The 25,847-nt window shown below is 39.5% G+C and carries 28 protein-coding genes; 27 read left to right on the top strand and 1 reads right to left on the bottom strand.

The window, feature by feature from the left end; translation table 11 throughout:
* Position 1 precedes the first annotated feature (1 nt).
* The 22 genes from hepT to JIN86_RS06000 all read left to right on the top strand — a co-directional run bounded on the left by hepT (position 2) and on the right by JIN86_RS06000 (position 20,833).
* On the top strand, positions 2-976 hold the full coding sequence (gene hepT, locus JIN86_RS06105) for a heptaprenyl diphosphate synthase component II (RefSeq protein WP_004232625.1): 975 nt from the start codon (positions 2-4) through the stop codon (positions 974-976).
* Positions 977-1,062: 86 nt separating this feature from the next.
* Positions 1,063-1,479, top strand: a complete 417-nt coding sequence (ndk, locus tag JIN86_RS06100; protein ID WP_004232627.1) for a nucleoside-diphosphate kinase — start codon at positions 1,063-1,065, stop codon at positions 1,477-1,479.
* Positions 1,480-2,067: 588 nt separating this feature from the next.
* Positions 2,068-2,793 carry a zinc-ribbon domain-containing protein gene (locus tag JIN86_RS06095; protein ID WP_004232633.1) on the top strand — a complete coding sequence of 242 codons (726 nt, stop codon included), beginning with the start codon at positions 2,068-2,070 and terminating at the stop codon, positions 2,791-2,793.
* Positions 2,794-3,223: 430 nt separating this feature from the next.
* Positions 3,224-4,372: a thiolase family protein gene (locus JIN86_RS06090; RefSeq protein WP_202341678.1), complete on the top strand. Its 1,149-nt coding sequence runs from the start codon at positions 3,224-3,226 to the stop codon at positions 4,370-4,372.
* 15 nt (positions 4,373-4,387) lie between these two features.
* On the top strand, positions 4,388-5,155 hold the full coding sequence (locus tag JIN86_RS06085) for a 3-hydroxyacyl-CoA dehydrogenase (RefSeq protein WP_009370827.1): 768 nt from the start codon (positions 4,388-4,390) through the stop codon (positions 5,153-5,155).
* 70 nt (positions 5,156-5,225) lie between these two features.
* On the top strand, positions 5,226-6,851 hold the full coding sequence (locus tag JIN86_RS06080) for a long-chain fatty acid--CoA ligase (RefSeq protein WP_202341473.1): 1,626 nt from the start codon (positions 5,226-5,228) through the stop codon (positions 6,849-6,851).
* A gap of 124 nt (positions 6,852-6,975) precedes the next feature.
* On the top strand, positions 6,976-7,206 hold the full coding sequence (locus JIN86_RS06075) for a hypothetical protein (RefSeq protein ID WP_004232641.1): 231 nt from the start codon (positions 6,976-6,978) through the stop codon (positions 7,204-7,206).
* 84 nt (positions 7,207-7,290) lie between these two features.
* On the top strand, positions 7,291-8,064 hold the full coding sequence (locus JIN86_RS06070) for a CheR family methyltransferase (protein WP_004232643.1): 774 nt from the start codon (positions 7,291-7,293) through the stop codon (positions 8,062-8,064).
* Positions 8,065-8,345: 281 nt separating this feature from the next.
* Positions 8,346-9,527 carry a chorismate synthase gene (gene aroC, locus JIN86_RS06065; protein ID WP_004232644.1) on the top strand — a complete coding sequence of 394 codons (1,182 nt, stop codon included), beginning with the start codon at positions 8,346-8,348 and terminating at the stop codon, positions 9,525-9,527.
* Between the two features lie 3 nt (positions 9,528-9,530).
* Positions 9,531-10,622: a 3-dehydroquinate synthase gene (gene aroB, locus JIN86_RS06060; RefSeq protein WP_202341472.1), complete on the top strand. Its 1,092-nt coding sequence runs from the start codon at positions 9,531-9,533 to the stop codon at positions 10,620-10,622.
* Positions 10,619-10,987: a chorismate mutase gene (aroH, locus tag JIN86_RS06055; protein ID WP_202341471.1), complete on the top strand. Its 369-nt coding sequence runs from the start codon at positions 10,619-10,621 to the stop codon at positions 10,985-10,987. Before aroB ends, aroH begins: the two co-directional genes overlap by 4 nt.
* Before the next feature lie 18 nt (positions 10,988-11,005).
* Positions 11,006-12,106, top strand: a complete 1,101-nt coding sequence (gene hisC / locus JIN86_RS06050) for a histidinol-phosphate transaminase (protein WP_202341470.1) — start codon at positions 11,006-11,008, stop codon at positions 12,104-12,106.
* Positions 12,103-13,200 (top strand): prephenate dehydrogenase, encoded by a 1,098-nt coding sequence (locus JIN86_RS06045; protein WP_004232652.1) that lies wholly within the window; start codon positions 12,103-12,105, stop codon positions 13,198-13,200. Before hisC ends, JIN86_RS06045 begins: the two co-directional genes overlap by 4 nt.
* Positions 13,201-13,259: 59 nt before the next feature.
* The gene (aroA, locus tag JIN86_RS06040; protein WP_004232653.1) at positions 13,260-14,546 is read left to right on the top strand and encodes a 3-phosphoshikimate 1-carboxyvinyltransferase; all 1,287 of its coding nucleotides are present in this window, start codon (positions 13,260-13,262) and stop codon (positions 14,544-14,546) included.
* A gap of 96 nt (positions 14,547-14,642) precedes the next feature.
* A complete protein-coding gene (locus tag JIN86_RS06035; RefSeq protein WP_202341469.1) occupies positions 14,643-15,911 on the top strand; it encodes a tetratricopeptide repeat protein in 1,269 nt (422 codons plus the stop codon).
* A 14-nt stretch (positions 15,912-15,925) separates the two neighbouring features.
* Complete coding sequence (locus JIN86_RS06030; RefSeq protein ID WP_004232655.1) at positions 15,926-16,483, top strand: ReoY family proteolytic degradation factor; 558 nt, start codon at positions 15,926-15,928, stop codon at positions 16,481-16,483.
* A gap of 141 nt (positions 16,484-16,624) precedes the next feature.
* On the top strand, positions 16,625-17,074 hold the full coding sequence (locus tag JIN86_RS06025; protein WP_004232658.1) for a DUF2487 family protein: 450 nt from the start codon (positions 16,625-16,627) through the stop codon (positions 17,072-17,074).
* A 154-nt stretch (positions 17,075-17,228) separates the two neighbouring features.
* Positions 17,229-17,735, top strand: coding sequence for a QcrA and Rieske domain-containing protein (locus JIN86_RS06020; protein WP_004232660.1), 507 nt, complete (start codon positions 17,229-17,231; stop codon positions 17,733-17,735).
* Between the two features lie 19 nt (positions 17,736-17,754).
* The gene (gene qcrB, locus JIN86_RS06015) at positions 17,755-18,429 is read left to right on the top strand and encodes a menaquinol-cytochrome c reductase cytochrome b subunit (protein ID WP_004232663.1); all 675 of its coding nucleotides are present in this window, start codon (positions 17,755-17,757) and stop codon (positions 18,427-18,429) included.
* A 41-nt stretch (positions 18,430-18,470) separates the two neighbouring features.
* Positions 18,471-19,238, top strand: coding sequence for a menaquinol-cytochrome c reductase cytochrome b/c subunit (locus JIN86_RS06010; protein ID WP_004232669.1), 768 nt, complete (start codon positions 18,471-18,473; stop codon positions 19,236-19,238).
* A gap of 263 nt (positions 19,239-19,501) precedes the next feature.
* Positions 19,502-20,098 (top strand): lipoprotein heptaprenylglyceryl N-acetyltransferase LhaT, encoded by a 597-nt coding sequence (gene lhaT / locus JIN86_RS06005; RefSeq protein ID WP_202341468.1) that lies wholly within the window; start codon positions 19,502-19,504, stop codon positions 20,096-20,098.
* Positions 20,099-20,152: 54 nt separating this feature from the next.
* Positions 20,153-20,833, top strand: a complete 681-nt coding sequence (locus JIN86_RS06000; protein WP_225341019.1) for a zinc metallopeptidase — start codon at positions 20,153-20,155, stop codon at positions 20,831-20,833.
* A 56-nt stretch (positions 20,834-20,889) separates the two neighbouring features.
* Here the strand turns inward: JIN86_RS06000 and JIN86_RS05995 are convergent, their stop codons facing one another.
* Positions 20,890-21,759, bottom strand: a complete 870-nt coding sequence (locus JIN86_RS05995) for a YitT family protein (RefSeq protein ID WP_004232676.1) — start codon at positions 21,757-21,759, stop codon at positions 20,890-20,892.
* Positions 21,760-21,874: 115 nt separating this feature from the next.
* Here JIN86_RS05995 and JIN86_RS05990 point away from each other — a divergent pair, with 115 nt between their 5' ends.
* The 5 genes from JIN86_RS05990 to JIN86_RS05970 are packed head-to-tail and all read left to right on the top strand — an operon-like array spanning position 21,875 to position 25,769.
* Entirely contained in the window at positions 21,875-22,210 is a 336-nt protein-coding gene (locus JIN86_RS05990; RefSeq protein WP_004232678.1) for a nucleotide pyrophosphohydrolase, read from the top strand.
* Positions 22,210-23,007, top strand: a complete 798-nt coding sequence (gene dapB / locus JIN86_RS05985) for a 4-hydroxy-tetrahydrodipicolinate reductase (protein ID WP_004232679.1) — start codon at positions 22,210-22,212, stop codon at positions 23,005-23,007. Before JIN86_RS05990 ends, dapB begins: the two co-directional genes overlap by 1 nt.
* A 19-nt stretch (positions 23,008-23,026) precedes the next feature.
* Positions 23,027-23,431, top strand: a complete 405-nt coding sequence (gene mgsA / locus JIN86_RS05980) for a methylglyoxal synthase (RefSeq protein WP_004232690.1) — start codon at positions 23,027-23,029, stop codon at positions 23,429-23,431.
* A gap of 33 nt (positions 23,432-23,464) precedes the next feature.
* Positions 23,465-24,610 carry an N-acetyl-alpha-D-glucosaminyl L-malate synthase BshA gene (bshA, locus tag JIN86_RS05975; protein WP_004232695.1) on the top strand — a complete coding sequence of 382 codons (1,146 nt, stop codon included), beginning with the start codon at positions 23,465-23,467 and terminating at the stop codon, positions 24,608-24,610.
* Positions 24,597-25,769: a CCA tRNA nucleotidyltransferase gene (locus tag JIN86_RS05970; RefSeq protein ID WP_202341467.1), complete on the top strand. Its 1,173-nt coding sequence runs from the start codon at positions 24,597-24,599 to the stop codon at positions 25,767-25,769. The genes bshA and JIN86_RS05970 overlap by 14 nt, the downstream gene beginning before the upstream one ends.
* The last annotated feature ends 78 nt before the right edge of the window (positions 25,770-25,847 follow it).

The raw sequence follows: 25,847 nt of genomic DNA, 5'->3' as shown, positions 1-25,847 counted from the left end.
CGTGGAAAAGATGAAGTTAAAACTACTCTATTCCGATTTGAAATCAGATATCGAAATCATTGAACAAGAGTTAGAAAAAGCGGTGGACTCGTCTTCATATTTGATCAACGATGCTTCTCTCCATTTATTACAAGCTGGTGGCAAACGGATAAGACCAATTTTTGTGTTACTAGGCGCAAAATTTGGTGATTATGACATTGAGAAGATGAAGGATGTAGCAGTACCTTTAGAACTCATTCATATGGCATCGCTTGTACATGATGATGTCATTGACGACTCCAATATGCGAAGAGGGCGCCCGACTGTCAAATCACAGTGGAATAACAGGGTAGCAATGTACACAGGCGATTTTATTTTCGCACGTGCGCTGGAATATATAACAAAGTTAGAAGACCCACTTGTACATCAAATTTTAGCCCGTACGATGGTGGAGATTTGTAACGGTGAAGTCATTCAAATTGAAGATAAATTTAGATTAGATCAAGGTTTAAAAGATTATTTTAGAAGAATCAAACGCAAAACAGCATTACTTATTTCCTCAAGCTGTGAGCTTGGAGCTGTGGCAGCGGGGGTTGATACTAAAACAGTTCGGCATTTAAAGCGCTTCGGCTACTTTGTAGGCATGAGCTTCCAAATTATCGATGATGTTTTAGATATTATGGCAACCGATAAAGAACTAGGGAAGCCAGCAGGTAGTGACTTACTACAGGGGAATATTACTTTACCGATTTTATTATTGAAAGATGATCCCGAGATGCAACCATACTTAGTTAAAGTGTTTGCAGGCACGTTAACAGAATCGGAACGTCAAAATATGTTGCAATATGTGCGTAAATCTCATGCAATTGAGCAAGCTAATCGTATGAGTGATAAATATTTGAAAAAAGCCTTACAGGAAATTGATGCTTTACCAAAACATCCCGTTAAGAAAAAATTACGTGATGTAGCATTGTTCATGGGTAAGCGCAAATTCTAGCTTTTTGTTGTACAAAAGCTCATTTTTTGTTAATATTTATCGGTAGGTGTAAAACCTGTTAGACGAATTTAAGGAGTGTTTTAAACATGGCAATTGAACAAACTTTTTTAATGGTTAAGCCTGACGGCGTTGAACGTCAAGTAATTGGAGACATCGTTGATCGTTTCGAACGTCGCGGTTTTGTAATGAAAGGTGCTAAATTAATGGTAATTCCTAAAGAATTAGCAGAAAAGCACTATGCTGAGCATGCTGAGCGTCCATTCTTTGGTGAATTAGTTGATTTCATCACTTCTGGTCCTGTATTCGCTATGGTATGGGAAGGCGAGAACGTAATCAAGCTTGCTCGTACAATGATGGGTGCAACAAAACCTGAAGAATCTAACCCAGGTACAATCCGTGGTGACTACGCAACAACTGTTTCTCACAACATCATCCACGGTTCTGACTCTCTTGCTTCTGCAGAGCGCGAAATCGGCTTATTCTTCGGTGAAGATTTAGTTTAATTTCGAATCTAAGAAGCGTAGCGAAAATAACTACGAATAGAACTCAATAAAAAAATCATCTATTTTTCCGATGTAACTTTTACCTTCTAACAAAAAATGTTAGGGGGTTTTTTATTTGTCAAAATCATTCAATTAAGTTAACACGTCTTGAGACACATAATAGTTTAGTTTTTGTTTTGTGGCAACCACCATTTATGGAGTGTTCCACATCCAGTGTAGTCAGTCACAGCGAAAAGAATCTTTGACAGACTACACTGGATGTAGAGGTAGAAATCTATGGAGGTTGCTCATCCAAAATATGAAGAGGCAAATTATTTCTGGGAATTGACCTCATGTATATTTTAATTTCTTTATCATGCAAAATCGTTTATAAATGAATACAAATAAATCATCAAACCGGGCAATATCGAAACAATTGAACTGTTAGAAGAGCAAGTATTGCAGTAATTTTCTAAAGCACTAGGACGTTCAGACTTGGCCGTGAAAATATAGTATTTGGCTATGTTGGTAGAAGAATGTAAAAAATAAGAACTGTAAGATAGTCTACTATGGTATTATATTAGTACTATTATATTATGAGGTGATTAGTTGTTTTGTAATCAATGTGGACGTGAAAATCCCGAGGATAGTAAGTTTTGTTCGGGGTGTGGAGGTTCTTTAGTTACTGATACTGGAACAAAGGAAGATGAAAAAAATATTTCTGAAAAAAAAGGTTCAAAAAAGAAATTAATTATTAGCACTATTTTAGGATTATTATTAGTAATTGGTGGCATAGGAGCCTTTTTTGTTTATCAGAAAAAACAAGAAGAAAAAAGAGTTCAAGAGTATGTTGAAGAAATGGCGATTAACTCTTTTAACATGTATTTAGAAGTCTTAGAAAATGCGATTGTTATCTCTATGTACTCAGAAACATGGAGTGATGCGATTGATAATGGTAACGATTTTAATGTTGAATTAGCCAATTTAAAAGATGCATATAAAGAAAAAGGCATATTGCAAGAATTAACAGATACTCAAACCGAAATCCAACATAGCATGAAGTATCTACAAGACGTTCCAGAAGGTTATGAAGAGGTATACGGAGTTTTAAAAGAAATGTATGGAGTATATGTTGAATTTGCTGATCAAGCTCAGTCACCAACAGGTTCACTATTATCTTTTAACAGCAAAACAAATGATTTATATTCTAAATTTAATAGTCTATTTGAAGAATATTTAATCACAATGCCAGCAGATGTAAAAGAAGAATATGAAACATATGTTGATAAAAATAAGAACAAAGAAGAGGAAGAGACAGAAGATACAGAAAACTAGCATTGACCTGTTGCCTTAAGGTGACCATGTATAGGAGCGCTTTCTGTAACAAAAAGAAAAAATATTTAGATGGATAAGACGAGATTTATCGTTTAAATATTTGCGGAAGTTTTATATGTTTTGGTTCTAAGAAGGTAAAAGCATAGTACCTCTTGCATCTGCAGAGCGCGAAATCGGCTTATTCTTCGGTGAAGATTTAGTTTAATTTCGAATAGATCAAGCAATCTCAATTTTTGAGATTGCTTTTTTATTGCGCAAAAAAAGGGAGGGATCATTCTGACGAATAATTTCTTACTAGATACATATAGAATTGTTAAAAACTTCTTACTCATGTACAATAAATAATGTAATATTCTGATAATTAAGTTAGGAATAGTTTAGTAGACTCGTCAATAAACTATGAGGATGACGAGGAAAAGGGGTTATGGACATGAGAGAAGTGGTGATTGTAGCAGCTGTGAGAACTGCTGTAGGTAGAAGTAAGGGCGCATTAAGTCAAGTTCGAGCAGATGATTTAGCAGCTGATGTATTACAGGAGGTTGTAAAGCGTGCAGGCATTGGCAAGGAACAAGTAGACGATGTCATTTTGGGGTGTGTGACCCAAACAGCTGAACAAGGGGCAAATATTGCGAGGACCTCATTATTAATGGCTGGTTTCCCAGAGAGTGTGCCAGGAGTAACCATTGATCGTCAGTGTGGTTCAAGCCAACAAGCCGTGCACTTTGCAGCACAGGCAATTTTAGCGGGGGATATGGACATTGTCATTGCTGGTGGGGTAGAAAGCATGTCAAGAGTACCAATGGGCTCAAACATGCAACATGCACATACTAGTAACCGCTTACAGGAAAATTATGATATTATCCATCAAGGATTATCAGCAGAGAAAATCGCTTCCCAATGGTCTTTATCGAAAGAACAGCTAAATAGCTATGCTTATCAAAGCCATCAACGAGCAATTTCCGCCATTAGAGCGGGTCATTTCCAAGCTGAAATACTACCTATTCAAGTTCCGCATGAGGATGGCTCAGTGACAACATTTGCGGTTGATGAGGGTCCTCGTGCAGAAACTACCGTTGATATTTTAAATGGATTAAAAACCGTCTTTCAAGAGAATGGCGCGATTACTGCAGGCAATGCGAGCCAAATGAGCGATGGGGCCTCAGCTGTAGTCGTGATGGCATTGGATAAAGCAAGAGAACTAGGCATTCAACCACTCGCTAAAATTGTGACAAGAGTGGTCGTGGGTTCTGATCCGACATTAATGCTGACAGGGCCAATCGAAGCTACTAGAAAAGCATTAGAACGGTCAGGTCTCAACATAGAGGATATCGACACATATGAGGTAAATGAAGCCTTTGCACCTGTGCCGCTTGTATGGCTGCATGAAATAGGAGGAGACCCACAGAAGCTCAATCCTGATGGAGGAGCAATTGCGCTGGGACATCCATTAGGGGCAACAGGTACGAAATTGTTAACGACTATGCTCTATCGAATGGAGCGAGAGAATTATCGTTACGGCTTGTTGGCGATTTGTGAGGGAATGGGAATGGCCAATGCCACGATCATTGAAAAAATGTAAAAGGGGATATGTCTGATGAAAGAACATGAAGTGGTGGCAGTCGTAACAGGGGGTGCCTCTGGTTTAGGAGAGGCAACCGTTCGGAAATTAATAGGACAGGGTGGCAAAGCAATTATTTTTGATGTCAATGATGAGCGTGGACAAGCTCTAGTGGAGGAATTAGGTCAAAATGTCCTTTATGCACGAGTGGACGTCACAAAGGAAGAGGACGTGGCGACGGGCCTTGAGCAGGCTATTGCAGCTTTTGGCAAGATCAATGTCGCAGTGAACTGTGCTGGGATAGCAGATGCGAGTAAAGTTATTTCGAAGCGTGGTATACATGCCCTTGCGTTATTTGAAAAAGTGATTGCTGTTAATTTAGTTGGCACGTTTAATGTCATCCGTCTAGTGGCAGAAAAAATGCAACATAATGAGCCAAATGAGGATGGACAGCGTGGTGTCATTATTAATACCGCGTCTGTGGCTGCATTTGATGGGCAAATCGGACAAGCTGCTTATAGCGCGTCAAAAGGTGGCGTAGCAGCAATGACGTTGCCCATTGCAAGGGAGCTTGCGGAAATCGGTGTCCGAGTGATGACCATAGCGCCAGGATTAATTGAAACACCAATGTTTGCTTCGTTACCTGAGCCTGCACGAACAGCTCTTGCTCAAATGACACCATTCCCTAAACGACTTGGTAAACCTTCGGAATATGCTCTTTTGGTTGAAAGTATTATCCACAATGGCTTGTTAAATGGAGAGGTCATTCGACTAGATGGTGCCATTCGCATGCAACCGAGGTAAAGGCAAAATCTAGTTCAAATAGTTTTTGTTTTGATTGTTTCTAAAATCGTAGATGAAGGGAAGCGGTATCATGCATATGATGGATACACCTTTATTATTAACAAGTTTTTTGAATCGTGCAGAACGATTTTTTCACTCAAAGAAAATCTATTCTCGAACAAGTCCCACTACTATTCACGAATTTACGTATAAAGAATATGTGAAACGGACTCGCCAATTAGCCGATGCTTTGACGAAACTAGGGATGGATCGAGGAATGAAGGTGGGCACATTTGCTTGGAATCACCATCGCCATTTGGAAGCCTATTTTGCTGTACCATGTGCAGGAGCAGTATTGCATATGATTAATATTCGATTATCCCCCGAGCATATTGCCTATGTCATCAATCATGCCGAGGATGAAATATTATTAATAGATGATAATCTGGTGCCATTAATTGCACCGATCGTCTCTCAGCTGAAAACGGTAAAGCATTATATCATTATGGGTGATGCTGTTGCAGTAGAAACTTTACCGATTCCAAATGCTCTTTCCTATGAATCGCTACTTGCGGAGGCAGATGAACATTTCACATTCCCAGAAGATCTAGATGAAAATACACCCGCAGGCATGTGCTATACAAGTGCAACCACGGGCATGCCAAAGGGAGTAGTCTATACACATCGCAGTATTGTACTTCATAGTTTAACAGCTGGTCTCGCTGACAGTATTGCGATTTGTGAGTCGGATGTGGTGTTACCTGTTGTACCAATGTTCCATGCGAATGCATGGGGATTACCATTTGCCAGTGTCGCATTTGGTTCTACACAGGTCTTACCGGGACCTATGTTTACACCACAGCTATTGCTTGAATTATTTGATGTATATAAAGTTACATTGACAGCAGGGGTACCGACTATATGGCTAGGCGTTCTACAGGAGCAGCGTCAAAACCCTCGTGACCTATCGTCTATGCGATTAATTGTTTGTGGAGGTTCTGCTTCACCAATTGGTCTTGTTCGAGGCTTTGAGCAAGAACTTAATATCCCATACATGACAGGTTACGGTATGACAGAAACCTCACCTCTTGTAAGCCTATCCACGTATTTAACACATATGCAGGACTATACGGCTGATGAAAAAATGAATGTTCGGATTACACAAGGTATGACAATGCCTCTTATTGATACAAGGATTGTCAATGAAAATGGTGAAGTACCTTGGGATGGCAAAACGATGGGAGAGCTTACCATTAGAGGCCCATGGATTGCCAACGAGTATTATCAGGATGAACGAACGGAAGAGGCCTTTAAAGACGGCTGGCTCTATACAGGCGATATTGCTGTGATGACAACAGATGGCTATATAAAAATCACCGACCGTACAAAGGATTTAATTAAGAGTGGTGGCGAATGGATTTCTTCAGTAGAGCTTGAAAATGCATTAATGTCCCATCCAAAGGTCTTTGAGGCAGCTGTTATTGCCATTCCACATGAAAAGTGGTTGGAGCGACCATTAGCTTGTGTCGTAGCAAAGACAGAGTTTAAGGATTCGATTACTAAAGAAGAGTTACTAGAGAGTCTACAGCACCAATTCCATAAAACATGGGTTCCTGATGATATTGTCTTCATTGACGAAGTACCAAAAACGTCTGTAGGTAAATTCTTAAAGGCTAAATTACGAGAAGATTTAAAAGAGTATCGCATACAAGTCTAACGATAATGGATAGAATGAGGGTGGTGAAAACTACCTTCATTTTTTATTGGAATAAATTCCTGAAAAATGAAACTATTTTTTCCATTTTGCCGTATAATCGTAATAACGAAAGGAAGTGAACGGATTGTCAATTGCCATTGTAGCGATAATTGGAGGCGTCATTATTTCTCTAGCTGGAATTTTTACAGACGCTCATACTAGACAACAAAAAATAAAACTGAAAGCTGTTGAAAAAGAAGTAGAATTAGAAAAGCTTAGGTTAGAAACTTATACGATTGAAACAGAAAAAATGAGACTTGAATTAGAACAGTCGAAAGTATTACTTTTAGAGGAAAAACAAAACGCAAGCAAGTAGATTTGCATACAGGAGAAAGACTATTTCAGGATTGGGACTTTTCCGCTATAATGGTAATACGACGCTAGAGGGGAAGATGACCATATGTCTGATTATGAACAGTTTATAGAAGGTATTAAGCGCAAAACAGGAATAGATTTAGCGTTATATAAAGAAGCGCAAATGAAAAGACGATTAACCTCTCTTTATGAGAAAAAGGGCTATCGTAATTTTGTAGACTTTCTAAAGGCACTCGAACAAGATCGAGATTTAATGAATGAATTCTTAGATCGTATGACGATCAATGTTTCTGAATTTTATCGCAACGGAAAGCGCTGGGAAGTATTACAAAAGAAAATATTTCCGAAACTTTTACAAACTAATAAGCGCTTAAAAATTTGGAGTGCTGCTTGTTCGACAGGAGAAGAACCATATTCATTAGTAATGGTATTATCTCAATTGGTGCCTTTATCTCAAATTCAAATTATTGCCACTGATTTAGATGAGAATGTAATACAAAAGGCGAAGTTAGGTGTCTACCCTGAACGCTCTTTAGCAGAGGTGCCAAGTGATATTAAAGCAAAGTATTTTGAACAAGAAGGCTCCTTCTATCGCGTGAAGGATGAGATTAAGCGTTGTGTAACCTTTAAGAAACATAATTTATTGAATGACTCTTATGACAGCAATTATGATTTAATTGTTTGTCGCAATGTCATGATTTATTTTACAGAAGAAGCGAAAGATCAAATTTATAATAATTTTAGTAAAGCACTGCGTAAGGATGGCGTTTTATTTGTTGGATCGACAGAGCAAATTTTTAATCCAGCACGTTATGAATTTGATGTAGAAGACACATTCTTCTATCGTAAAAATAATTAATAATATGGATGAAAAGCTTTGTACAAATGACACAATTGTACATAAAGTTGACCAAGCATTAAACATAGATAATTCATACGCTTTTCGCTTATCATAAGCAAAGGCGTATTTTTTATAAAATTTAGCGAGGTGTTTTTTATAACTTTCATTCAGAATATTCACATTTAGATCTATGAAAATGGTAACTACTTAAAAGACATTCGTAAAAGGACTGTTTTTTTAAAGAATATATGTTATAGTGAAAAATACATACTTTAGCGAGTTGAAGGGAGAAAGTGTTTATGCGTTACTTAACAGCAGGTGAGTCACACGGACCTCAATTAACGACAATTATTGAGGGTTTACCGTCACTCTTACCCATTACAGCAGAAAAAATTAATCACGATTTAAAACGTCGCCAAGGAGGTCATGGACGTGGGCGCCGCATGCAAATCGAAACAGATACTGTGGAGATTGTAGCTGGTGTTCGTCATGGTCAGACACTTGGATCTCCTGTTGCACTCGTTGTCACAAATGATGACTGGAAGCACTGGACTAAAATTATGGGAGCAGAGCCATTAGCTGATGATATCAACCCTGAAGATATTAAGCGTCAAATCTCACGTCCTCGACCAGGTCATGCAGATTTAGTCGGAGGCATGAAATATGGTCACCGAGATTTAAGGAATGTATTAGAGCGCTCCTCTGCGCGTGAAACAACTGTTCGTGTAGCAGTTGGGTCTGTAGCAAAGGCGTTACTTAATGAACTAGGCATTTCCATTGTTGCGCATGTTACAGAGATAGTGGGAATTAAAGCTGATACATCTTTAATAGAAGGAAAAACAACGGAAGAAATTCGTGCAATTGTCGAAGCGGATCCTTGCTACTGTGTAGATCCAATCGCCTCTGCGAAAATGGTTGAGGCAATTGATGAAGCGAAAAAAGCCGGCGATTCGATCGGTGGTGTTGTAGAAGTCATTGTAGAAGGCATGCCAGCAGGTGTAGGGTCTTATGTACATTATGATCGCAAGTTGGATGCGAAACTTGCTGCTGCTATGCTATCCATTAATGCATTTAAAGGAGTAGAATTTGGACTTGGCTTTGAAATGGCACGTCGAAAAGGTTCTGAAGTACACGATGAAATCATCTGGTCTGAAGAAGAAGGTTATACTCGTGCAACCAATCGACTTGGTGGCTTAGAAGGCGGTATGTCAACAGGTATGCCAATTGTTGTACGTGGTGTGATGAAGCCAATTCCTACTTTATATAAACCATTACAAAGTGTAGATATTGAAACAAAAGAGCCGTTTAAAGCGAGTGTTGAGCGCTCTGATAGCTGTGCAGTACCAGCAGCGTCTGTAGTTGCAGAACATGTTATTGCCTGGGAAATAGCGAATGCAATTTTAGAGCAATTCCATAGTGATCAACTACCACAATTACAAGCTCAAATTGACGAGCATCGTCAATATACAAAGGGGTTCTAAGTTATGCGTGTACCAGTAGCAACAAAATCGCATCAATATGAAGTTGTTCTTGGGCATCAATTTCTAACTGAAGCTGTGGAGGCATTTGCTGATAAACTTCAAAAAGCGGATAAGCTCTTTGTGTTTACAGATGTCAATGTTTGGGCAGCACAGGGAGAGTATTTCAAAGCAAATTTCCCGTACCATTTTGAGGCCTTTATTTTGCCAGGTGGAGAAGCATGCAAAACCTTTGATCAATACAACGCTGCTCAAACATTTTTATTAGAGCAAAAATGCTCCCGAAAATCCTTCATTTTTGCTTTTGGAGGAGGAGCAGTTGGCGATTTAACAGGTTTTGTTGCGGCAACCTATATGCGAGGGATTCCGTTTATTCAAATTCCAACGACTATTCTAGCGCATGATTCCGCAGTTGGTGGAAAAACTGCCATTAATCATCCACTAGGAAAAAATATGATTGGTGCATTTTATCAGCCAGAAGGCGTGATATATGATACAGCTCTTTTAGAAAGTTTATCAGAGCGTGAGGTACGTTCAGGAACAGCAGAGTTAATTAAGCATGCCATGATTTCTGACCCGAACTGGCTGGAGGAATTAATGGCAGGAGATTCGGTGATCCATTTTAATCAAAATGAACTAGCAAAGCAACTAAAAAAAGGGATTGAAGTGAAAGCACAAATTGTTGCTGAGGACGAAACAGAGCAATCCGTTCGAAAATTTTTAAACCTAGGCCATACATATGGACATGCCATTGAAGCAGCTGCGGGTTATGGCAAAGTGGCTCATGGTGAGGCAGTTATGATTGGACTCGTCTATTGTCTTCTATTGAGTGAACGATATGGAGAACTTGATCGAACGTTCACCCGATCCTTTTTAGAGTTTGCGATAAAAAACGGCTATCCTTTTGAGGCTGTGGGTGATTATTCATTTGAACAATTATCTAGCTACCTAATGAAAGATAAAAAAGCGGAATATGGCATTTTACAGTTTATCCTTTTGGAGAAAATTGGAAATCCTTTCGTCAAAGCTATTGATATAGAAGAATGTCAAGAAATAGATGCTGAATATAGACAGTTATTAGCGGAGGTGCTTGTATGATTCGTGGACTTAGAGGAGCAATAACAATTGAATCTGACAAGCCAGAGCTTGTATGGGATGAGACAGCAAGATTAGTGCGTGAGGTTGTGGCAGCAAATAATGTGGACATTGATGATATCGCATCAATCCTCATTTCAACAACGCCAGATATTACCTCAGCATTTCCTGCTCGTGCAGTACGCTTGATGGATGGCTGGCAATATGTCCCTGTAATGTGTACACATGAAATGGATGTGCCAGAAGCGCTACCGTTATGTATTCGTGTATTAATACATGCAAACATAGAGGTAGCACAAAAAGATGTAAAGCACTTGTATCTCAATGATGCAGTGAAATTAAGACCAGATTTGGCTCAGGCTAAATAAGTAGAGGAGATGTTTTAGATGAAGTGGAAACAACAATTGGACGGTATGCAAGCATATAAGCCAGGTAAACCAATTGAAGAAGTACAACGTGAATATGGCTTAAAGGAAGTTATTAAATTGGCATCGAATGAAAATCCATTCGGGTGCTCACCTAAGGTAACAGCTTATTTACAAAATAATGCAGTGAATCATGCACTTTATCCAGATGGCTATGCACAAAACCTACGTACTGCTGTGGCAAATCATCTAGGTGTGAAAGAGACACAACTTCTTTTTGGTAACGGCTCTGATGACATCATTGCGATTATTACTCGTGCTCTGTTGTATCCAGGGGTAAACACGGTTATGGCCGACCCTTCCTTCTCTCAATACTGGCACAATGCAGAAATTGAAGGTGCTGAAGTACGTAAAGTTCCTTGTCAAGAGGGAGCACATGATTTAGAGGCGATGTTGGCTGCAATTGATGACCAAACTTCTATTGTTTGGGTATGTAGTCCAAATAATCCTACAGGAGTTGTCATTCCTGATGCTGCATTGCGTTCCTTTCTTGCAAAGGTTCCAAGCGATGTCCTTGTCGTACTTGATGAGGCATACATTGAATATGTTACACATCCAGACCACAAGGATACGTTACCAATCATTGAAGAATATCCGAATGTTCTTTTACTGCGTACATTCTCTAAAGCATATGGCTTAGCGTCGTTCCGCGTTGGCTATGCAATTGGCCAACCTGATGTTATTGCTAAGCTTGATCCTGTGCGTGCACCATTCAATAATACAATCTTAAGTCAAGCTGTTGCTGCCATTGCACTTAGTGACCAAGATTATATTGAAGCCTGCCGTGAAGCCAATGAAAAAGGCAAAAAACAATATGTAGAATTTTGTGAAAAGCATAATTTAAAATACTTCCCATCTGATACAAACTTTATTTTCTTTGATACCCATGCTGATAGTGATGTTGTTTTCCAAGAGCTGATGAAAAGAGGCTTTATTGTGCGCAGTGGTAATGCATTAGGATTACCAGGATTTATCCGTGTGACAATTGGAACAGAGGCTCAAAATGCAACATTGCTTAGCCAACTTGATGAGGTGTTAAAACAACAAGGGGTATTTGCATGACACGTAAGGTACTTGTTATAGGGCTGGGATTGATCGGTGGTTCTATTGCCCTTGCTTTGCAAAAAGCACCTGAAACAAAAATTATTGGCTATGACATGGACGCACAAACACGTGAGCATGCGAAAACATTAAATATTGTGCATGATATTGTTCCAGATCCACAGGCTGTTGCGGCTGAGGTTGATGTTATTATCTTCGGTACGCCCGTTAATGCAACACTGGATTGGATGGAACAATTAAAATCATGGCCATTGAAAAATAAAGTTATCGTAACAGATACAGGGAGTACAAAGAAATTAATTATGCAAAAAGCCAGCGAATTACGGGAACTTGGCATAACGTTTATTGGTGGACATCCAATGGCGGGGTCTCATAAAAGTGGTGTGCTGGCTGCTAAGGCCCATCTTTTTGAAAACGCATATTACATGCTTACGCCACTTGCTGGGGAAGAAATTGTTCATATGGCACAGCTTGAAAGTTTGCTGAAATTTACGCATGCAAAAGTAGTCAGTGTATCTGCCAGTGAGCATGATCACATGACAGCGGTGGTGAGTCATTTTCCACATGTTATTGCAGCCTCACTTGTCCATCAATTAGGTGGCGAAAATGGGGAATACCCAATGACACGTTCTCTTGCAGCAGGAGGGTTTCGTGATGTGACACGAATCGCCTCTTCGAATCCCATCTTATGGCGAGATATTACGCTGCAAAATCGCGAGGAGCTCCTCACACAGTTAGATGGCTGGGAAAAAGAAATGACGCGCATTAAGGAACTGCTGATGGAGGGTTCTTCACAGGAAATTGAAAACTATTTTGCTGTTGCCAAAGAACTGAGAGATGAATTACCGATTAGTGCAGGGGCTATGTATACACCATTCGACCTATATGTTGATGTTCCTGACTATCCAGGTGTTATTTCGGAAGTGACGGGCTTTTTAGCAGATGAAGCAATTAGTATTACAAATCTACGCATTGTTGAATCACGAGAAGATGTTTTCGGTATTCTAGTCATTAGCTTCCAAAGTGAAAATGATCGCGAACGTGCTGCAGCCTGTATTCAAAAACGAGCAAATTTCGAAACGTATATTTCTTAGCATAAGAAAGCGTCGGCATTTTGGCGCTTTCTATCTTCATATTGGAGGGGAAAAAGTTCATGAGTGAAAAAGTATTGCAATACAACAAGCCTTCTTTACAGGGCTCTTTAACTGTTCCAGGGGATAAGTCTGTATCTCATCGCTCTGTGATGTTTGGCGCCATTGCTAGTGGAACAACAACCGTAGAGGGCTTTTTACTAGGTGAAGATTGTTTAAGTACAATTGATTGCTTCCAGAAACTTGGCGTTCAGATTGAGGTGGAAGGAACAAATGTAACCATTCATAGTCCAGGGATGGGTGGCTGGCAGGAGCCGACAGAAGTGTTATATACGGGTAACTCTGGTACAACAACACGCTTAATGCTAGGCATTTTAGCTGGTTCTACTGTCCATTCTGTCATGACAGGAGATGCCTCCATTGGAAAACGACCAATGCGCCGTGTTATAGATCCACTTCGTCAGATGGGGGCACAAATTACAGGGCGTGCAGACGGGCAATATACACCGCTAGCCATTCAAGGTACAAAATTACAAGCCATTGATTACAAGATGCCTGTAGCAAGTGCACAGGTGAAATCTGCTATTTTACTAGCGGGCTTGCGTGCTGAAGGAACAACTATTGTTAGAGAAATGGATGTTTCGAGAGATCATACAGAGCGAATGCTGCGTCAATTTGGTGCACAGGTAGAAGTAGATAATGGCGTAGTATCCATTGAAGGAGGACAAGCGCTCAATGGGACGCATGTTTCTGTGCCAGGAGATATATCATCCGCTGCCTTTTTCTTAGTGGCAGGAGCCATTTGCAAAAATAGTCAGCTAACACTAAATAATGTTGGCATTAATCCAACACGTGATGGCATTATTGAGGTGCTGCAAAAAATGGGTGCCACGATGACAGTAACGCCGAATGATGATAATCAAGCTGAACCGACAGCAACAATCCAAATCGCGACATCTTCTTTAACTGGTACAATAATTGAGGGAGACATTATTCCTCGTTTAATTGATGAAATTCCAATTCTTGCATTACTTGCTACGCAAGCACATGGTCAAACGATCATTAAAGATGCCGAGGAGCTAAAGGTGAAGGAGACTGACCGTATCACGGCTGTTGTGACTGAATTGAAGAAACTTGGTGCCCAGATCGAAGCAACAGATGATGGTATGATTATTGAGGGACCAACGCCTTTAAAAGGAGCAAACCTTCAAACTTATGGCGATCATCGTATCGGCATGATGGGTGCTGTTGCAGCTTTACTAACAGACGGAGCTGTTACACTAGATGATGCACAATGTATTGCTGTATCCTACCCATCGTTCTTTGAGCATATTGAGGCAGTGAAGTAACAATTAAAGAGAGGCTCTCCAAGCTTTTGGGGAGTTTTTTCTTGTTTCAGAGGTAAATGTTTTGTAGCATAAAGGTATCAACGAAAGAATAGGTGAATGACTGTGAACAATGCGATGACTGAAATGATGCAAGCACTTGAACAAGGGGATTTAGCATTAATCGATCAGCTACTAGAATCATTTTTAATGAAGGAGTTACCCGAGGAGATCTACGCACTTGCTGAAATTTTTATGCAGTATGGGTACATGAAGGAAGCTGATCGAGTGCTGGAGCATTTACAATTTTTATTCCCAGAAGAAGCACAGTTAAAAATAGATCGTGCCAATGTCCTAATGGAGCTTGGAAATGAAGATGAAGCATTAGATTTATTATTAGAAATTGAAGAAACCTCACCAGAATATCCACAAGCGCTATTGGTTTTAGCTGATTATTATCAAATGCAAGGGTTATTTGAGGTTGCTGAAAAGCGTATAAATGAAGCATTAGCGATTTTACCAGACGAGCCATTATTACATTTTGCGAAAGCAGAACTTTTATTTGAAACAGGTCGTTTTTTAGAGGCAGCAAGACTGTATGAGCACTTATATGAGCAGCAAAATGAATTTGCTGGTATTCAACTTGTCGAACGACTAGCAGAGGTTTATCGTGCAGGTGCAGCCTATGAGACGGCATTCGATTATTATGTCAAAGCACTTGAAGATGAAGTAAAGCCCGATATTTTATTTGGAGCTGCTTATTCAGCCTTCCAGTCACAAAAATACGAGATGGCTATTAAACAACTAGAGGAATTGAAAGAATTAGATCCTGATTACTTTTCAGCCTATTTATTGCTTGCGGAAAGCTATGCAATGACAGAGGATAATCAAAAAGCTTATGCTGCCATTCAAGAGGGGTTAAAGCGTGATGAATATGATAAATCGCTTTATTTATTTGCTGGTAAAATGGCATTGAAGAATGGTTTGCCAGAAGAAGCTGAGCAACATCTGAGAGAAGCTATAGCGCTCGATCCTGAATATATGGAAGCGGTACTGGCGCTTATTTCAGTGTTTGGACAACAGGAGCGCCATGAGGATGTGATCGAGTTATTTGAGACATTACAGCAAAATGATTTTGAATGGAGCACTTTATATCCATTTGCGGCAGAGGCATATGAAAATTTAGAATTGTACGACCGTGCATACGAATTTTACCATTTGGCATATAATGATTTTAAGGAAGACGCAACATTTTTAGAAAAATATGTTTACTTCTTATTAGAAGAAGGAAAGCGTTCAGAGGCAAAAGAGGTTCTTGGACAATTAATCAACATTCAACCGGGTGAACCAGAGTGGCAGGAGAAGTTAGAAACCTTAGAATTTGAGTAAAGGAGGGAGTGGGTATGACTGCTTCTGTATCAGTTGTTGATAAAAAAGCATTTGTTCGATGGTTTTTAAAAAATTATCAATTGAAACGTCGTGAGTGTGTATGGATTTTAAATTACCTATTAAGTAATGATGACTTGTTAAAAAGAATCCGTTTTGTGGAAGAAGCTCACTATTGTCCTAGGGCAATGGTGATGTCGACAGTAGACTCAACAGGTGTGCCTTTTCGTTTCTATAAAGGCAATGTGATGACGGCAGATGCTGAGAAGTCTTTCCATGATTTACGCTTACATGAACAAGAAGATATGTATATACAATTGAATTTTCCTAATATACCACCAAGTGCACAGTACTTAGCAGTTCTTGAAGAAAACCCTTATATGCCAGAAACACTGCTCGTCAGTGAAAAAGATCGTATACTGGCAGAAGAGCTGCTTTCCAATAGCTTACTCGTATTCCAGGAAGAGAAATTACTCGCACAAATTGATGAAGCCCTCGACCAGGGAGATGAAGCGCGATTTTATGAATTGTCTAATTTGTTACAAGCATTGAAGGAAACGGCTAATTTACGTTAATTATAGGTAAAAATTGAATGTCCTTTATCCATTTCAATATGGTAACATTACTAGTGAATGATTGTTTTCACTTTTAATTGGGTATCCTATCGAAGAGTGGAAAAGGACATTTTTATTTTGCGATAAAAGGAGGTTTGTTGAATGTATTTTAATGCAAACGATGTAACATCGTTTATGGCACAAAAAGATTTTATTGATACCGCGATAGTTCCACTTGTATCCATTGATCTCTCTTCTGAAAAAATGAAACAAAGTGGCGCTGAGGTAGATTTTGTCATGTCTTTAACTTCTTTTATAGAGCAACAGTTTAAAGGTCGTCTACTAGTCATGCCACCATTTTCTTATATGACAACTTTAAAAAACGATGATTTACCACAGCAATTAGAAGCACAATTACATAATGCTGGATTTAGGCATGTGTTCTTCATTACTTGTGACCATTATTGGACAAAGAGTGGAGAGATAGTCAATATGATTTGGTTACCAGCGATTCCATTAGAAAGTATGGATGCTAGTGTGAAAAAATCCATTCTAGAAGATCAGTTGCGACAAGTGATTCCAATGCTTTCGACTAAATGGGCACAGATTTAACAATTAGTTTCAATAAATGTTCACATTCTCCAGCTTTCCACAGAATGCTATATTGACCAAGCTATGGACTTGATATATCATATATATGTCCTAGTATTACTATTTGTAAAAGTATGTCCGTTGGACTGACCTTTAAGTTAGAGGGGGGAAAATAATGAGTAATAATCGAGTTTCACGTCGTCAATTTCTAAGTTATACTCTTACTGGTGTAGGTGGATTTATGGCGGCAGGTATGCTAATGCCAATGCTTCGCTTTGCAATTGATCCTGTGCTACAAAAGCATGAGGGTGGAGATTTTGTAAAAACAGAGCATAAAATCGCTGACTTGACTGAAGAGCCTGTAAAAGTGGACTTTTCATATGAACAAGTGGATGCATGGTATAAATCACAGGTTACAGATGTAGCTTGGGTTTATAAAAGTGGCGATCAAATCATTGCCCTTTCACCTGTTTGTAAGCATTTAGGATGTATGGTTGACTGGAATGGAGATTCTGCACACCCAGGTCAATTCTTCTGTCCATGCCACGCAGGACGTTATGAGAAAAACGGGAAAAACATTGCAGGTACACCGCCTCTAGGTCCGTTGGATGAATTTGAAGTACAAGAACAAGATGGCTATTTAATGATTGGTCCAGCTAAAGCAAATTCTCTAGTTAAATAAGTAAGGGGGTACGACAACAGTGCTAAATAAAATTTATGATTGGGTCGATGAACGCCTAGATATTACACCGATTTGGCGTGATATTGCCGACCACGAAGTGCCAGAGCACGTTAACCCTGCACATCATTTTTCAGCATTCGTTTACTGCTTTGGTGGATTAACATTCTTCATCACAGTAATTCAAATTCTATCTGGTATGTTCCTAACAATGTACTATGTACCAGACGTTGTGAATGCATGGAAATCAGTTTATTATTTACAAAACGAAGTAGCATTTGGTGAAATCGTACGCGGTATGCACCACTGGGGAGCTTCATTAGTTATCGTAATGATGTTCTTACATACACTTCGTGTATTCTTCACAGGTTCTTATAAAAAACCTCGTGAATTAAACTGGATGGTTGGTGTAGGTATTTTTGGTGTAATGATGGGTCTTGGATTTACAGGATACTTATTACCATGGGATATGAAAGCATTATTCGCTACTAAAGTAGGTATCGAAATTGCAGCATCTGTACCGTTTATCGGTGGGATGATTAAAGTATTATTAGCGGGTGACACAACGATTCTCGGTGCTCAAACGTTAACTCGATTCTTTGCGATTCATGTATTCTTCTTACCTGCAGTATTGTTTGGGTTACTTGCAGCGCACTTTATCATGATTCGTCGTCAAGGAATTTCAGGACCGTTGTGATTGTCTTGACGGTTCGATGATCTTTAAAAGGAGGGGACACTATGCATCGCGGAAAAGGAATGAAATTTGTCGGCGATTCTCGTATTAAAGCGAATCACAGAATGCCGAACGTTCCAAAGGATTATTCCGAATATCCAGGTAAGACGGAAGCTTTCTGGCCGAACTTCTTACTGAAGGAATGGATGGTAGGTGCTGTATTTTTAATTGGATACTTATTATTAACTGTCGCTCACCCGTCACCACTTGAAGGGCCGGCAGATCCAACTAGAGCATATACACCACTACCGGACTGGTACTTCTTATTTATGTATCAACTTTTAAAATACTCATTTGCTTCTGGTCCATACAATGTAATCGGAGCTATTGTAATTCCAGGTCTTGCATTTGGAGCGCTATTATTAATGCCATTTTTAGACAAGGGTCCAGAACGTCGTCCATCTAAACGTCCATTACCAACAGCGTTTATGTTATTAACTTTAGCTGCTATGTTCTACCTAACTTGGGAGTCAGTTGTTAACCACGACTGGGAAGCTCAAAAAGCTATGGGTGCAATCGTAGAAACAGTTGAATTCGATAAAGAATCAGAAGGTTATAAACTATACGCTGGTTCAGCTTGTATTACATGTCACGGTGAAGGCTTAGAAGGTGGAGCTGGTGCACCATCTCTAATGAACACTGGATTAACAGCTGATGAGATTAAGGACATTGCTCATAATGGTCGCGGTAACATGCCACCAGGATTATGGACAGGTTCAGATGAAGATCTTCAAAAACTTGCTGAATTCATCGAAAGCTTAAAAGCAGAGTAATAGTAAAAGAGTCAGGAAACTGGCTCTTTTTTTTCTACCTTGTTATACTATTGGGACTGGAAGCCATACAAAAAGGTTCCCTTGTATAAAGAATTTTAGCGAAAGATGTCGAAAAAACATTTATTCCTGAAACAAGTAAGCGAATTAAAACGATAAAATAACACATATTGATGGTGAGCTACAATTGAAAGGTAGAGTAAAGCTCTAGAATTTCAGAACTATACATAAATAATGGATTGTTTTTATCGGAAGGAGTTAACATCATGCAACTAACAAGAGCAAATATTTGGTACCTTCTGACCCATAAATCATTCTTGATTGCGCTGCTAATTGTTAATCTACTAGGTACAATTTATGGCTATTATTGGTATGGGTGGCAGCTTGCCATCACAGAGCCTATTTTTTATATTTTTGTTCCAGATAGTCCGACAGCTAGTTTATTCTTTTGTTTTGTGTTGATTGCTTGGATTATGGGGAAAAGCTGGCCACTGATGGAAGTACTTGCCCTTGTTACGTTGGTGAAGTATGGCTTATGGGCAGATGTGATGAATATTTGGACATTAATTGAAACAGGTTCTATTGGCCGGCAGGGGTGGATGTTAGTTGGTTCACATTTTGCCATGGCTGTACAAGCTGTACTATATATGAAGAAATATGTCTTCACTTATTGGCATGTAGTGATAGCAGCTGTTTGGACACTGCATAATGATGTCATTGACTATGTATTTGGGCAAATGCCGATGTATCGAGATTTAGCCAATTACACAAGCTATATTGGTTACTTTACATTCTGGTTATCAATTGCATGTATTTTACTTGCCATTTTCTCAATTAGGTGGCGCAAATATTTGCCGAATTAGGGTATAAATTATAGAATTATAGTATCGAGGTAGAAAGGGGTTAGAAAATTGTCAATGAGCATGTATATTGTTTATTTTGCGATTATTATGCTGCTTCCACTTTATGCTCAAATGAAGGTAAAGGGTACGTATAAAAAATTTGCAAAGCAACGTACAATGAAGGGGCAGACTGGTGCTGAGGTAGCGCGTGCGATTTTAGACGCGAACGGCTTATATGATGTACGAGTTGTGCCAACACAAGGTGTGTTGTCTGATCATTATAATCCGGCAACCAAAACAGTGGCTTTATCAGAAAGTAACTTTTATGAAGCGAGTGTTGCAGGTGCTGCGGTAGCTGCCCATGAGGTAGGTCACGCCATCCAACATAAAGAAGCTTATTCTATGCTTACATTACGTAGTAAGCTCGTTCCAGTAGCAAACATTTCTTCCAATATGTCTTGGCTTTTTGTAATGATTGGTATTTTTACAAGTATGTCGAATTTATTGCTGTTAGGTATCATATTATTAGCAGCAGGTGTTGTTTTCCAATTAGTGACACTTCCGGTGGAGTTTGATGCCTCAAAGCGAGCATTAGTTCAAATGAATTCACTTGGCATTATTACAAATGAAGAAGAACGACCAGCACGAAAAGTATTAAGTGCTGCAGCATTAACATATGTAGCAGCGGCAGCGGTAGCTGTACTAGAGTTATTACGTTTAATTTTAATTTTTACTAATATGCGTAGCGACGACTAAGAAAAAACTTGTTATAGTGGTACACCACTATAGCAAGTTTTTTATCTTCGTATGCTTTAATGAAGGGGTTGCTTTTGATCGTCTAGTGTGAAGCCTTCTCCTGCCACATCTCGTACTTCAATGATGGAAACAAATGCGTGCGGATCAACTTCATGCACAATAGATTTTAACCGTACAACTTCATTGCGGCCAATCACACAATAAATCACCTCTTTAGGTTGTTTCGTAAAATGACCATGTCCTTCTAAAATGGTGATACCACGCTCCATTCGAAGAGCGATTGTTTCAGCAATGGCTCCAGACTTTTCCGATATGATAAGCGCACCACGAGCCGCATAAGCACCTTCTTGTACAAAGTCAATGACACGGGCTCCAACAAATACGGCTACTAATGTATACATCATTGAACGAGCATCCAAGAACGTCAGCCAAGAAAGGATGATGACGATGGCATCGAAGACAAACATGGTTTTCCCCATACTCCAGCCAAAATATTTATGTCCGAGTCGGGCCAAAATATCGACACCACCTGTAGTGCCACCGAAACGAAAGACAATCCCAAGTCCCAATCCAACAAAGACACCAGCAAAAAGTGCCACAAGCAACATGTCATCCTCTAAATGGATAGTAAATTGATATTTTTGGAAAATTTTTAGAAAAAGAGATACAGATAAAGTGCCGACAAGCGTATAGACAAATGATTTTTTTCCAAGTAATCGATAACCTATAATAAACATGGGAATATTTAATAACAGGTTCATTAAGGCGGGGTCCCATCCTAATGTAAAATATAGTATGAGGGTAATCCCACTTAGTCCACCTTCACCCAGTTGATTTTGGATGTTGAAGTGAACAAAGCCGAAGCTGAAAACTGCTGCTCCGAGCATAATTGCGATAATATTACGAATTTTAATCTGTTTTAGCATTTGACCTCCTGTAGTTCCAAACAAATGAAGTAATGTTATCTATTATCTGACATTTTATTGGTTTTGACAACAATGGTGTAAATTTTATACGATGGTAAATAGGAGTGTGATTTTTATGACAGATCAACTAACAATGCAAGCTTTACAACAGCGTGTCGATGACTATATAGGACAATTTAAAGAAGGCTATTTTCCACCATTTGAGTTACTTGCACGTCTAACAGAAGAATTAGGTGAACTATCACGGGAAGTTCAGGATGTCTATGGACAGAAAAAGAAAAAGAGTACAGAGGATACAAACAGTATTGAAGAGGAACTAGGAGACTTTTTCTTTGTACTAGTCTGTTTTGCAAATGCCCAAGGTATTAAACTAGATGAAGCACTTTTACGCGTCATACATAAATTTGAAACTAGAGATAAGGATCGTTGGACTAGAAAGGATGAAGAATGATGTCGATTCGTGTAGCTATTGCGGGAGCAAGAGGAAAAATGGGAGCTGAGGCTGTACATACGGTCATGAAACATGACAAAATGGAATTAGTAGCTGTACTAGATTATAAGGAAGTAGGAAAAACTTTAGCTGATTTAGATATGTTTCCAGCAAGCTATACAGTGCCTATATTTACAGAAATGCATGATCTTGTAGAAGCAACTGCACCAGATGTACTAGTGGATTTAACTAATCCACATGCAGTCTACAAACATACAAAGGAAGCACTGAATTTAAATGTACGACCAGTAATTGGTACAACAGGATTTACAGATGCACAACTAGAGGAATTATCAGCCATGGCCAAAGAAAAAGAGTTAGGTTGCATTATTGCACCAAACTTTGCGATTGGTGCTATCCTAATGATGAAGTTTGCAAAAGAAGCAGCCAAATACTTACCAGATGTAGAGATTATAGAAATGCACCATGATCAGAAGCTTGATGCACCATCTGGGACAGCGGTGAAAACGGCGCAGTTAATACAAGAGGTCCGTACGCCAAAGGCACAAGGACATCTAGAAGAGAAAGAAACCATTAAAGGTGCAAGAGGTGGAGACTTTGACGGTATGCGCATTCACTCCGTACGTTTACCTGGTTTAGTGGCACACCAGCAAGTATTATTTGGAGGGGATGGGCAGCTACTAACGATTCGCCATGATTCATTAAACCGTAATTCTTTTATGTCGGGTGTTGCATTTTGCATAGAAGAGGTTATGAAAATGGATCAGCTTGTTTATGGTTTAGAAAACATCATCTAAAGATTGGGATGGAAGCTATATGAAAATCGCATTGATTGCACATGATCGTAAAAAAGATAATTTAGTACAGTTTGCTATTGCTTACCAAAATATTTTACAAGAACACACACTATATGCTACCGGCACAACAGGACAACGTGTCATCGAAGCTACTGGTTTGGAAGTTACACGTTTTCGTTCAGGGCCACTTGGTGGCGACCAACAAATTGGCGCAATGATTGCCAATAATGATATGGACATGGTGATATTTTTCCGTGATCCTTTAACAGCACAACCACATGAGCCAGATGTTTCTGCACTAATCCGTCTTTGTGATGTTTACCAAGTGCCACTGGCAACAAATATGGGAACAGCAGAAATATTACTAAAAGGCCTACAGGAAGGCTTTGTGGATTGGAGACTGATACAAGAAAGACGCAATTAACAAAAGACGTGATTCAGAAAGGATGATCATCGAATGAAAAAGCTAAAAATAGGCATTACCTGTTATCCTACAGTTGGTGGCTCTGGTGTCATTGCAACAGAATTAGGCAAAATGCTTGCAGAAAGAGGACATGAAATTCATTTCATCACCTCAAGCGTACCATTTCGATTGAATAAAATTTATCCAACCGTCTTTTTCCATGAAGTCGAAGTTAATAATTATTCAGTATTTCAATATTCTCCCTACGATATTGCATTAGCGAGTAAAATGGCAGACGTCATCAAGGATGAAGAGTTGGATGTGCTACATGTGCATTATGCCATCCCACATGCTGTATGTGCGGTGCTAGCACGTGAAATGAGCGGCCGAGACATTGGCATCGTGACAACCCTTCATGGCACAGATATATCGGTGCTTGGGCAAGATTCTACGCTCTCACAGGCCATTAAGTATGGGATTGATAAATCTGATATTGTGACAACCGTGTCACAGGCATTAAAAGAACAAACCTATGAACTGATTGATACAGTAAAACCAATTGAAACGATTTATAACTTTGTGGACGAACGCGAATACTTCCCACGAAATTCAGGAAACTTAAAAGAGCAATTTGGTATACAAGAAGATGAAAAAGTCCTCATTCATGTATCAAACTTCCGTAAAATAAAGAACCTTCCACACATTGTAGACGCCTTTATGAAAATCCGTGCCAACATGAAAGCAAAGCTCTTATTAGTAGGTGATGGCCCAGAAAAGCATCGTGTCATGGATCAAGTAAAAGGAAGTCCGTATATGAAGGATGTTTTATTTTTAGGGAAACAAGAAAACTTAGCTGAACTGTATGCGATTAGTGACCTTAAGCTATTATTATCACAGCAAGAATCGTTTGGACTGGTGTTATTAGAGGCAATGGCTTGTGGTGTACCTTGTATTGGAACAAATGTAGGTGGTATTCCAGAAGTCATTGAGCACGGTGTAGACGGCTATATCGTGGAATTAGGTGATACAGAGGCAGTTGCGGCGTATGCAACCCATTTATTGCAAGATGAGGAACAATTACTGCGCTTCCGAGAAGCGGCCATCCGTGCAGTAAGTGAAAAATTCCACTCATCCAAAATTGTGGAACAATATGAAAATCTGTACGAGAAGGTTGCGGAAAGAAATCATGCAAAACAATAAAGAATGGCAAGCAGCCTATTTAGTCATTGAACAATTAGAACAGGCGGGATTTGAAGCAGTTATTGTTGGTGGAGCTGTAAGAGATGCTTTACTCGATCGTCCTGCCCATGATGTAGATGTGGCTACAAATGCCTTGCCTGAAGAAGTAAAAACTGTGTTTCAAAAGACTGTAGATATTGGGATTCAGCATGGGACGGTACTTGTTATCGTACCCGCTGGACCTGTGGAAGTAACTACCTATCGGACAGATGGGGAATATACAGATCATCGAAGACCACAGAATGTCCATTTCGTTCGATCTCTAAAAGAGGATTTACAACGCCGAGATTTTACGATGAACGCCATTGCCATGCGGCGTGATGGCTCTTTTGTAGATTATTATGGTGGACAACAAGATATTGAAAAGCGCGTTATACGAGCGGTAGGAGAGGCAGAAAAACGGTTTGCAGAAGATGCTTTAAGGATGCTGCGAGCGATTCGCTTCTCTGCACAGCTTGATTTTACGATCGAGGCGAATACATTAGCAGCCATCCAGCAAAGAGCTGCTGATCTGAGCTTTATTGCAAAAGAACGCATTAAAGCAGAGCTTGATAAGCTTTGGGTAGGACAAACAGTTTTTGGGGGTATACAAAAACTAGAGGACAGTGGATTAACGGCCTATTTAACAGGTGATTTTCAAACTGCACAATGGCATAATTTCCAAACAAAAGATGCCCTTCTTGGCTGGGCATACTTTGCCTTACTACAAGGAACAGCATGGCGTGAGGTAGTGCGCGATTATCGATTATCGAATAAGGAAATGGCGTTTATTAATTCCGTTTTAACCGCTTATGACGCTTTAAAAGATGGTTGGACAAATCGCCATTATTTTTACTACACAGAGCAAGAACTAGAGGCTGCACAATATTTTGCCCAACTTCGCCAATTAGACGCTTCGATACCTCAACATTCTATTCGAGAATTACAGGCAAAGCTACCGATTCAACATAGGCAAGAATTAGTGGTGAATGGGGCTGATTTACTGAAATGGTCTGGCAAAAAGGGTGGGCCGTGGGTAAAAGCCGCATTGGAGGATCTGCTGACAGCTATTCTTCATTATGAACTTCAAAATGATCGAGAACAGATTAAAAGCTGGCTGGAGCAACAGGATCTTACTTAAAGCCGAATACATGATAGGTAAAAGCCGTCTCCCGAAAAGGGGGACGGCTTCATTAAATTCTATCGTTGGTGGTCATTT

It is taken from the genome of Lysinibacillus sp. HST-98, assembly GCF_016757845.1.
GTDB lineage: Bacteria > Bacillota > Bacilli > Bacillales_A > Planococcaceae > Lysinibacillus > Lysinibacillus capsici.
This window is presented reverse-complemented; position numbering and strand designations above follow the sequence as displayed.

What these genes read in the sequence shown, in the direction of transcription:
- JIN86_RS06030 (WP_004232655.1), top strand. Translation starts at nt 15,926, where the DNA reads ATGACTGCTTCTGTATCAGTTGTTGATAAAAAAGCATTTGTTCGATGG.
- aroA (WP_004232653.1), top strand. Translation starts at nt 13,260, where the DNA reads ATGAGTGAAAAAGTATTGCAATACAACAAGCCTTCTTTACAGGGCTCT.
- JIN86_RS06035 (WP_202341469.1), top strand. Translation starts at nt 14,643, where the DNA reads ATGACTGTGAACAATGCGATGACTGAAATGATGCAAGCACTTGAACAA.
- ndk (WP_004232627.1), top strand. Translation starts at nt 1,063, where the DNA reads ATGGCAATTGAACAAACTTTTTTAATGGTTAAGCCTGACGGCGTTGAA.
- JIN86_RS05990 (WP_004232678.1), top strand. Translation starts at nt 21,875, where the DNA reads ATGACAGATCAACTAACAATGCAAGCTTTACAACAGCGTGTCGATGAC.
- hisC (WP_202341470.1), top strand. Translation starts at nt 11,006, where the DNA reads ATGAAGTGGAAACAACAATTGGACGGTATGCAAGCATATAAGCCAGGT.
- JIN86_RS06045 (WP_004232652.1), top strand. Translation starts at nt 12,103, where the DNA reads ATGACACGTAAGGTACTTGTTATAGGGCTGGGATTGATCGGTGGTTCT.
- bshA (WP_004232695.1), top strand. Translation starts at nt 23,465, where the DNA reads ATGAAAAAGCTAAAAATAGGCATTACCTGTTATCCTACAGTTGGTGGC.
- aroC (WP_004232644.1), top strand. Translation starts at nt 8,346, where the DNA reads ATGCGTTACTTAACAGCAGGTGAGTCACACGGACCTCAATTAACGACA.
- dapB (WP_004232679.1), top strand. Translation starts at nt 22,210, where the DNA reads ATGTCGATTCGTGTAGCTATTGCGGGAGCAAGAGGAAAAATGGGAGCT.
- aroB (WP_202341472.1), top strand. Translation starts at nt 9,531, where the DNA reads ATGCGTGTACCAGTAGCAACAAAATCGCATCAATATGAAGTTGTTCTT.
- JIN86_RS06090 (WP_202341678.1), top strand. Translation starts at nt 3,224, where the DNA reads ATGAGAGAAGTGGTGATTGTAGCAGCTGTGAGAACTGCTGTAGGTAGA.
- lhaT (WP_202341468.1), top strand. Translation starts at nt 19,502, where the DNA reads ATGCAACTAACAAGAGCAAATATTTGGTACCTTCTGACCCATAAATCA.
- JIN86_RS06070 (WP_004232643.1), top strand. Translation starts at nt 7,291, where the DNA reads ATGTCTGATTATGAACAGTTTATAGAAGGTATTAAGCGCAAAACAGGA.
- JIN86_RS06085 (WP_009370827.1), top strand. Translation starts at nt 4,388, where the DNA reads ATGAAAGAACATGAAGTGGTGGCAGTCGTAACAGGGGGTGCCTCTGGT.
- JIN86_RS06080 (WP_202341473.1), top strand. Translation starts at nt 5,226, where the DNA reads ATGCATATGATGGATACACCTTTATTATTAACAAGTTTTTTGAATCGT.
- JIN86_RS05995 (WP_004232676.1), bottom strand. Translation starts at nt 21,759, where the DNA reads ATGCTAAAACAGATTAAAATTCGTAATATTATCGCAATTATGCTCGGA.
- aroH (WP_202341471.1), top strand. Translation starts at nt 10,619, where the DNA reads ATGATTCGTGGACTTAGAGGAGCAATAACAATTGAATCTGACAAGCCA.
- JIN86_RS06020 (WP_004232660.1), top strand. Translation starts at nt 17,229, where the DNA reads ATGAGTAATAATCGAGTTTCACGTCGTCAATTTCTAAGTTATACTCTT.
- mgsA (WP_004232690.1), top strand. Translation starts at nt 23,027, where the DNA reads ATGAAAATCGCATTGATTGCACATGATCGTAAAAAAGATAATTTAGTA.
- JIN86_RS06025 (WP_004232658.1), top strand. Translation starts at nt 16,625, where the DNA reads ATGTATTTTAATGCAAACGATGTAACATCGTTTATGGCACAAAAAGAT.
- JIN86_RS06000 (WP_225341019.1), top strand. Translation starts at nt 20,153, where the DNA reads ATGAGCATGTATATTGTTTATTTTGCGATTATTATGCTGCTTCCACTT.
- JIN86_RS06010 (WP_004232669.1), top strand. Translation starts at nt 18,471, where the DNA reads ATGCATCGCGGAAAAGGAATGAAATTTGTCGGCGATTCTCGTATTAAA.
- JIN86_RS05970 (WP_202341467.1), top strand. Translation starts at nt 24,597, where the DNA reads ATGCAAAACAATAAAGAATGGCAAGCAGCCTATTTAGTCATTGAACAA.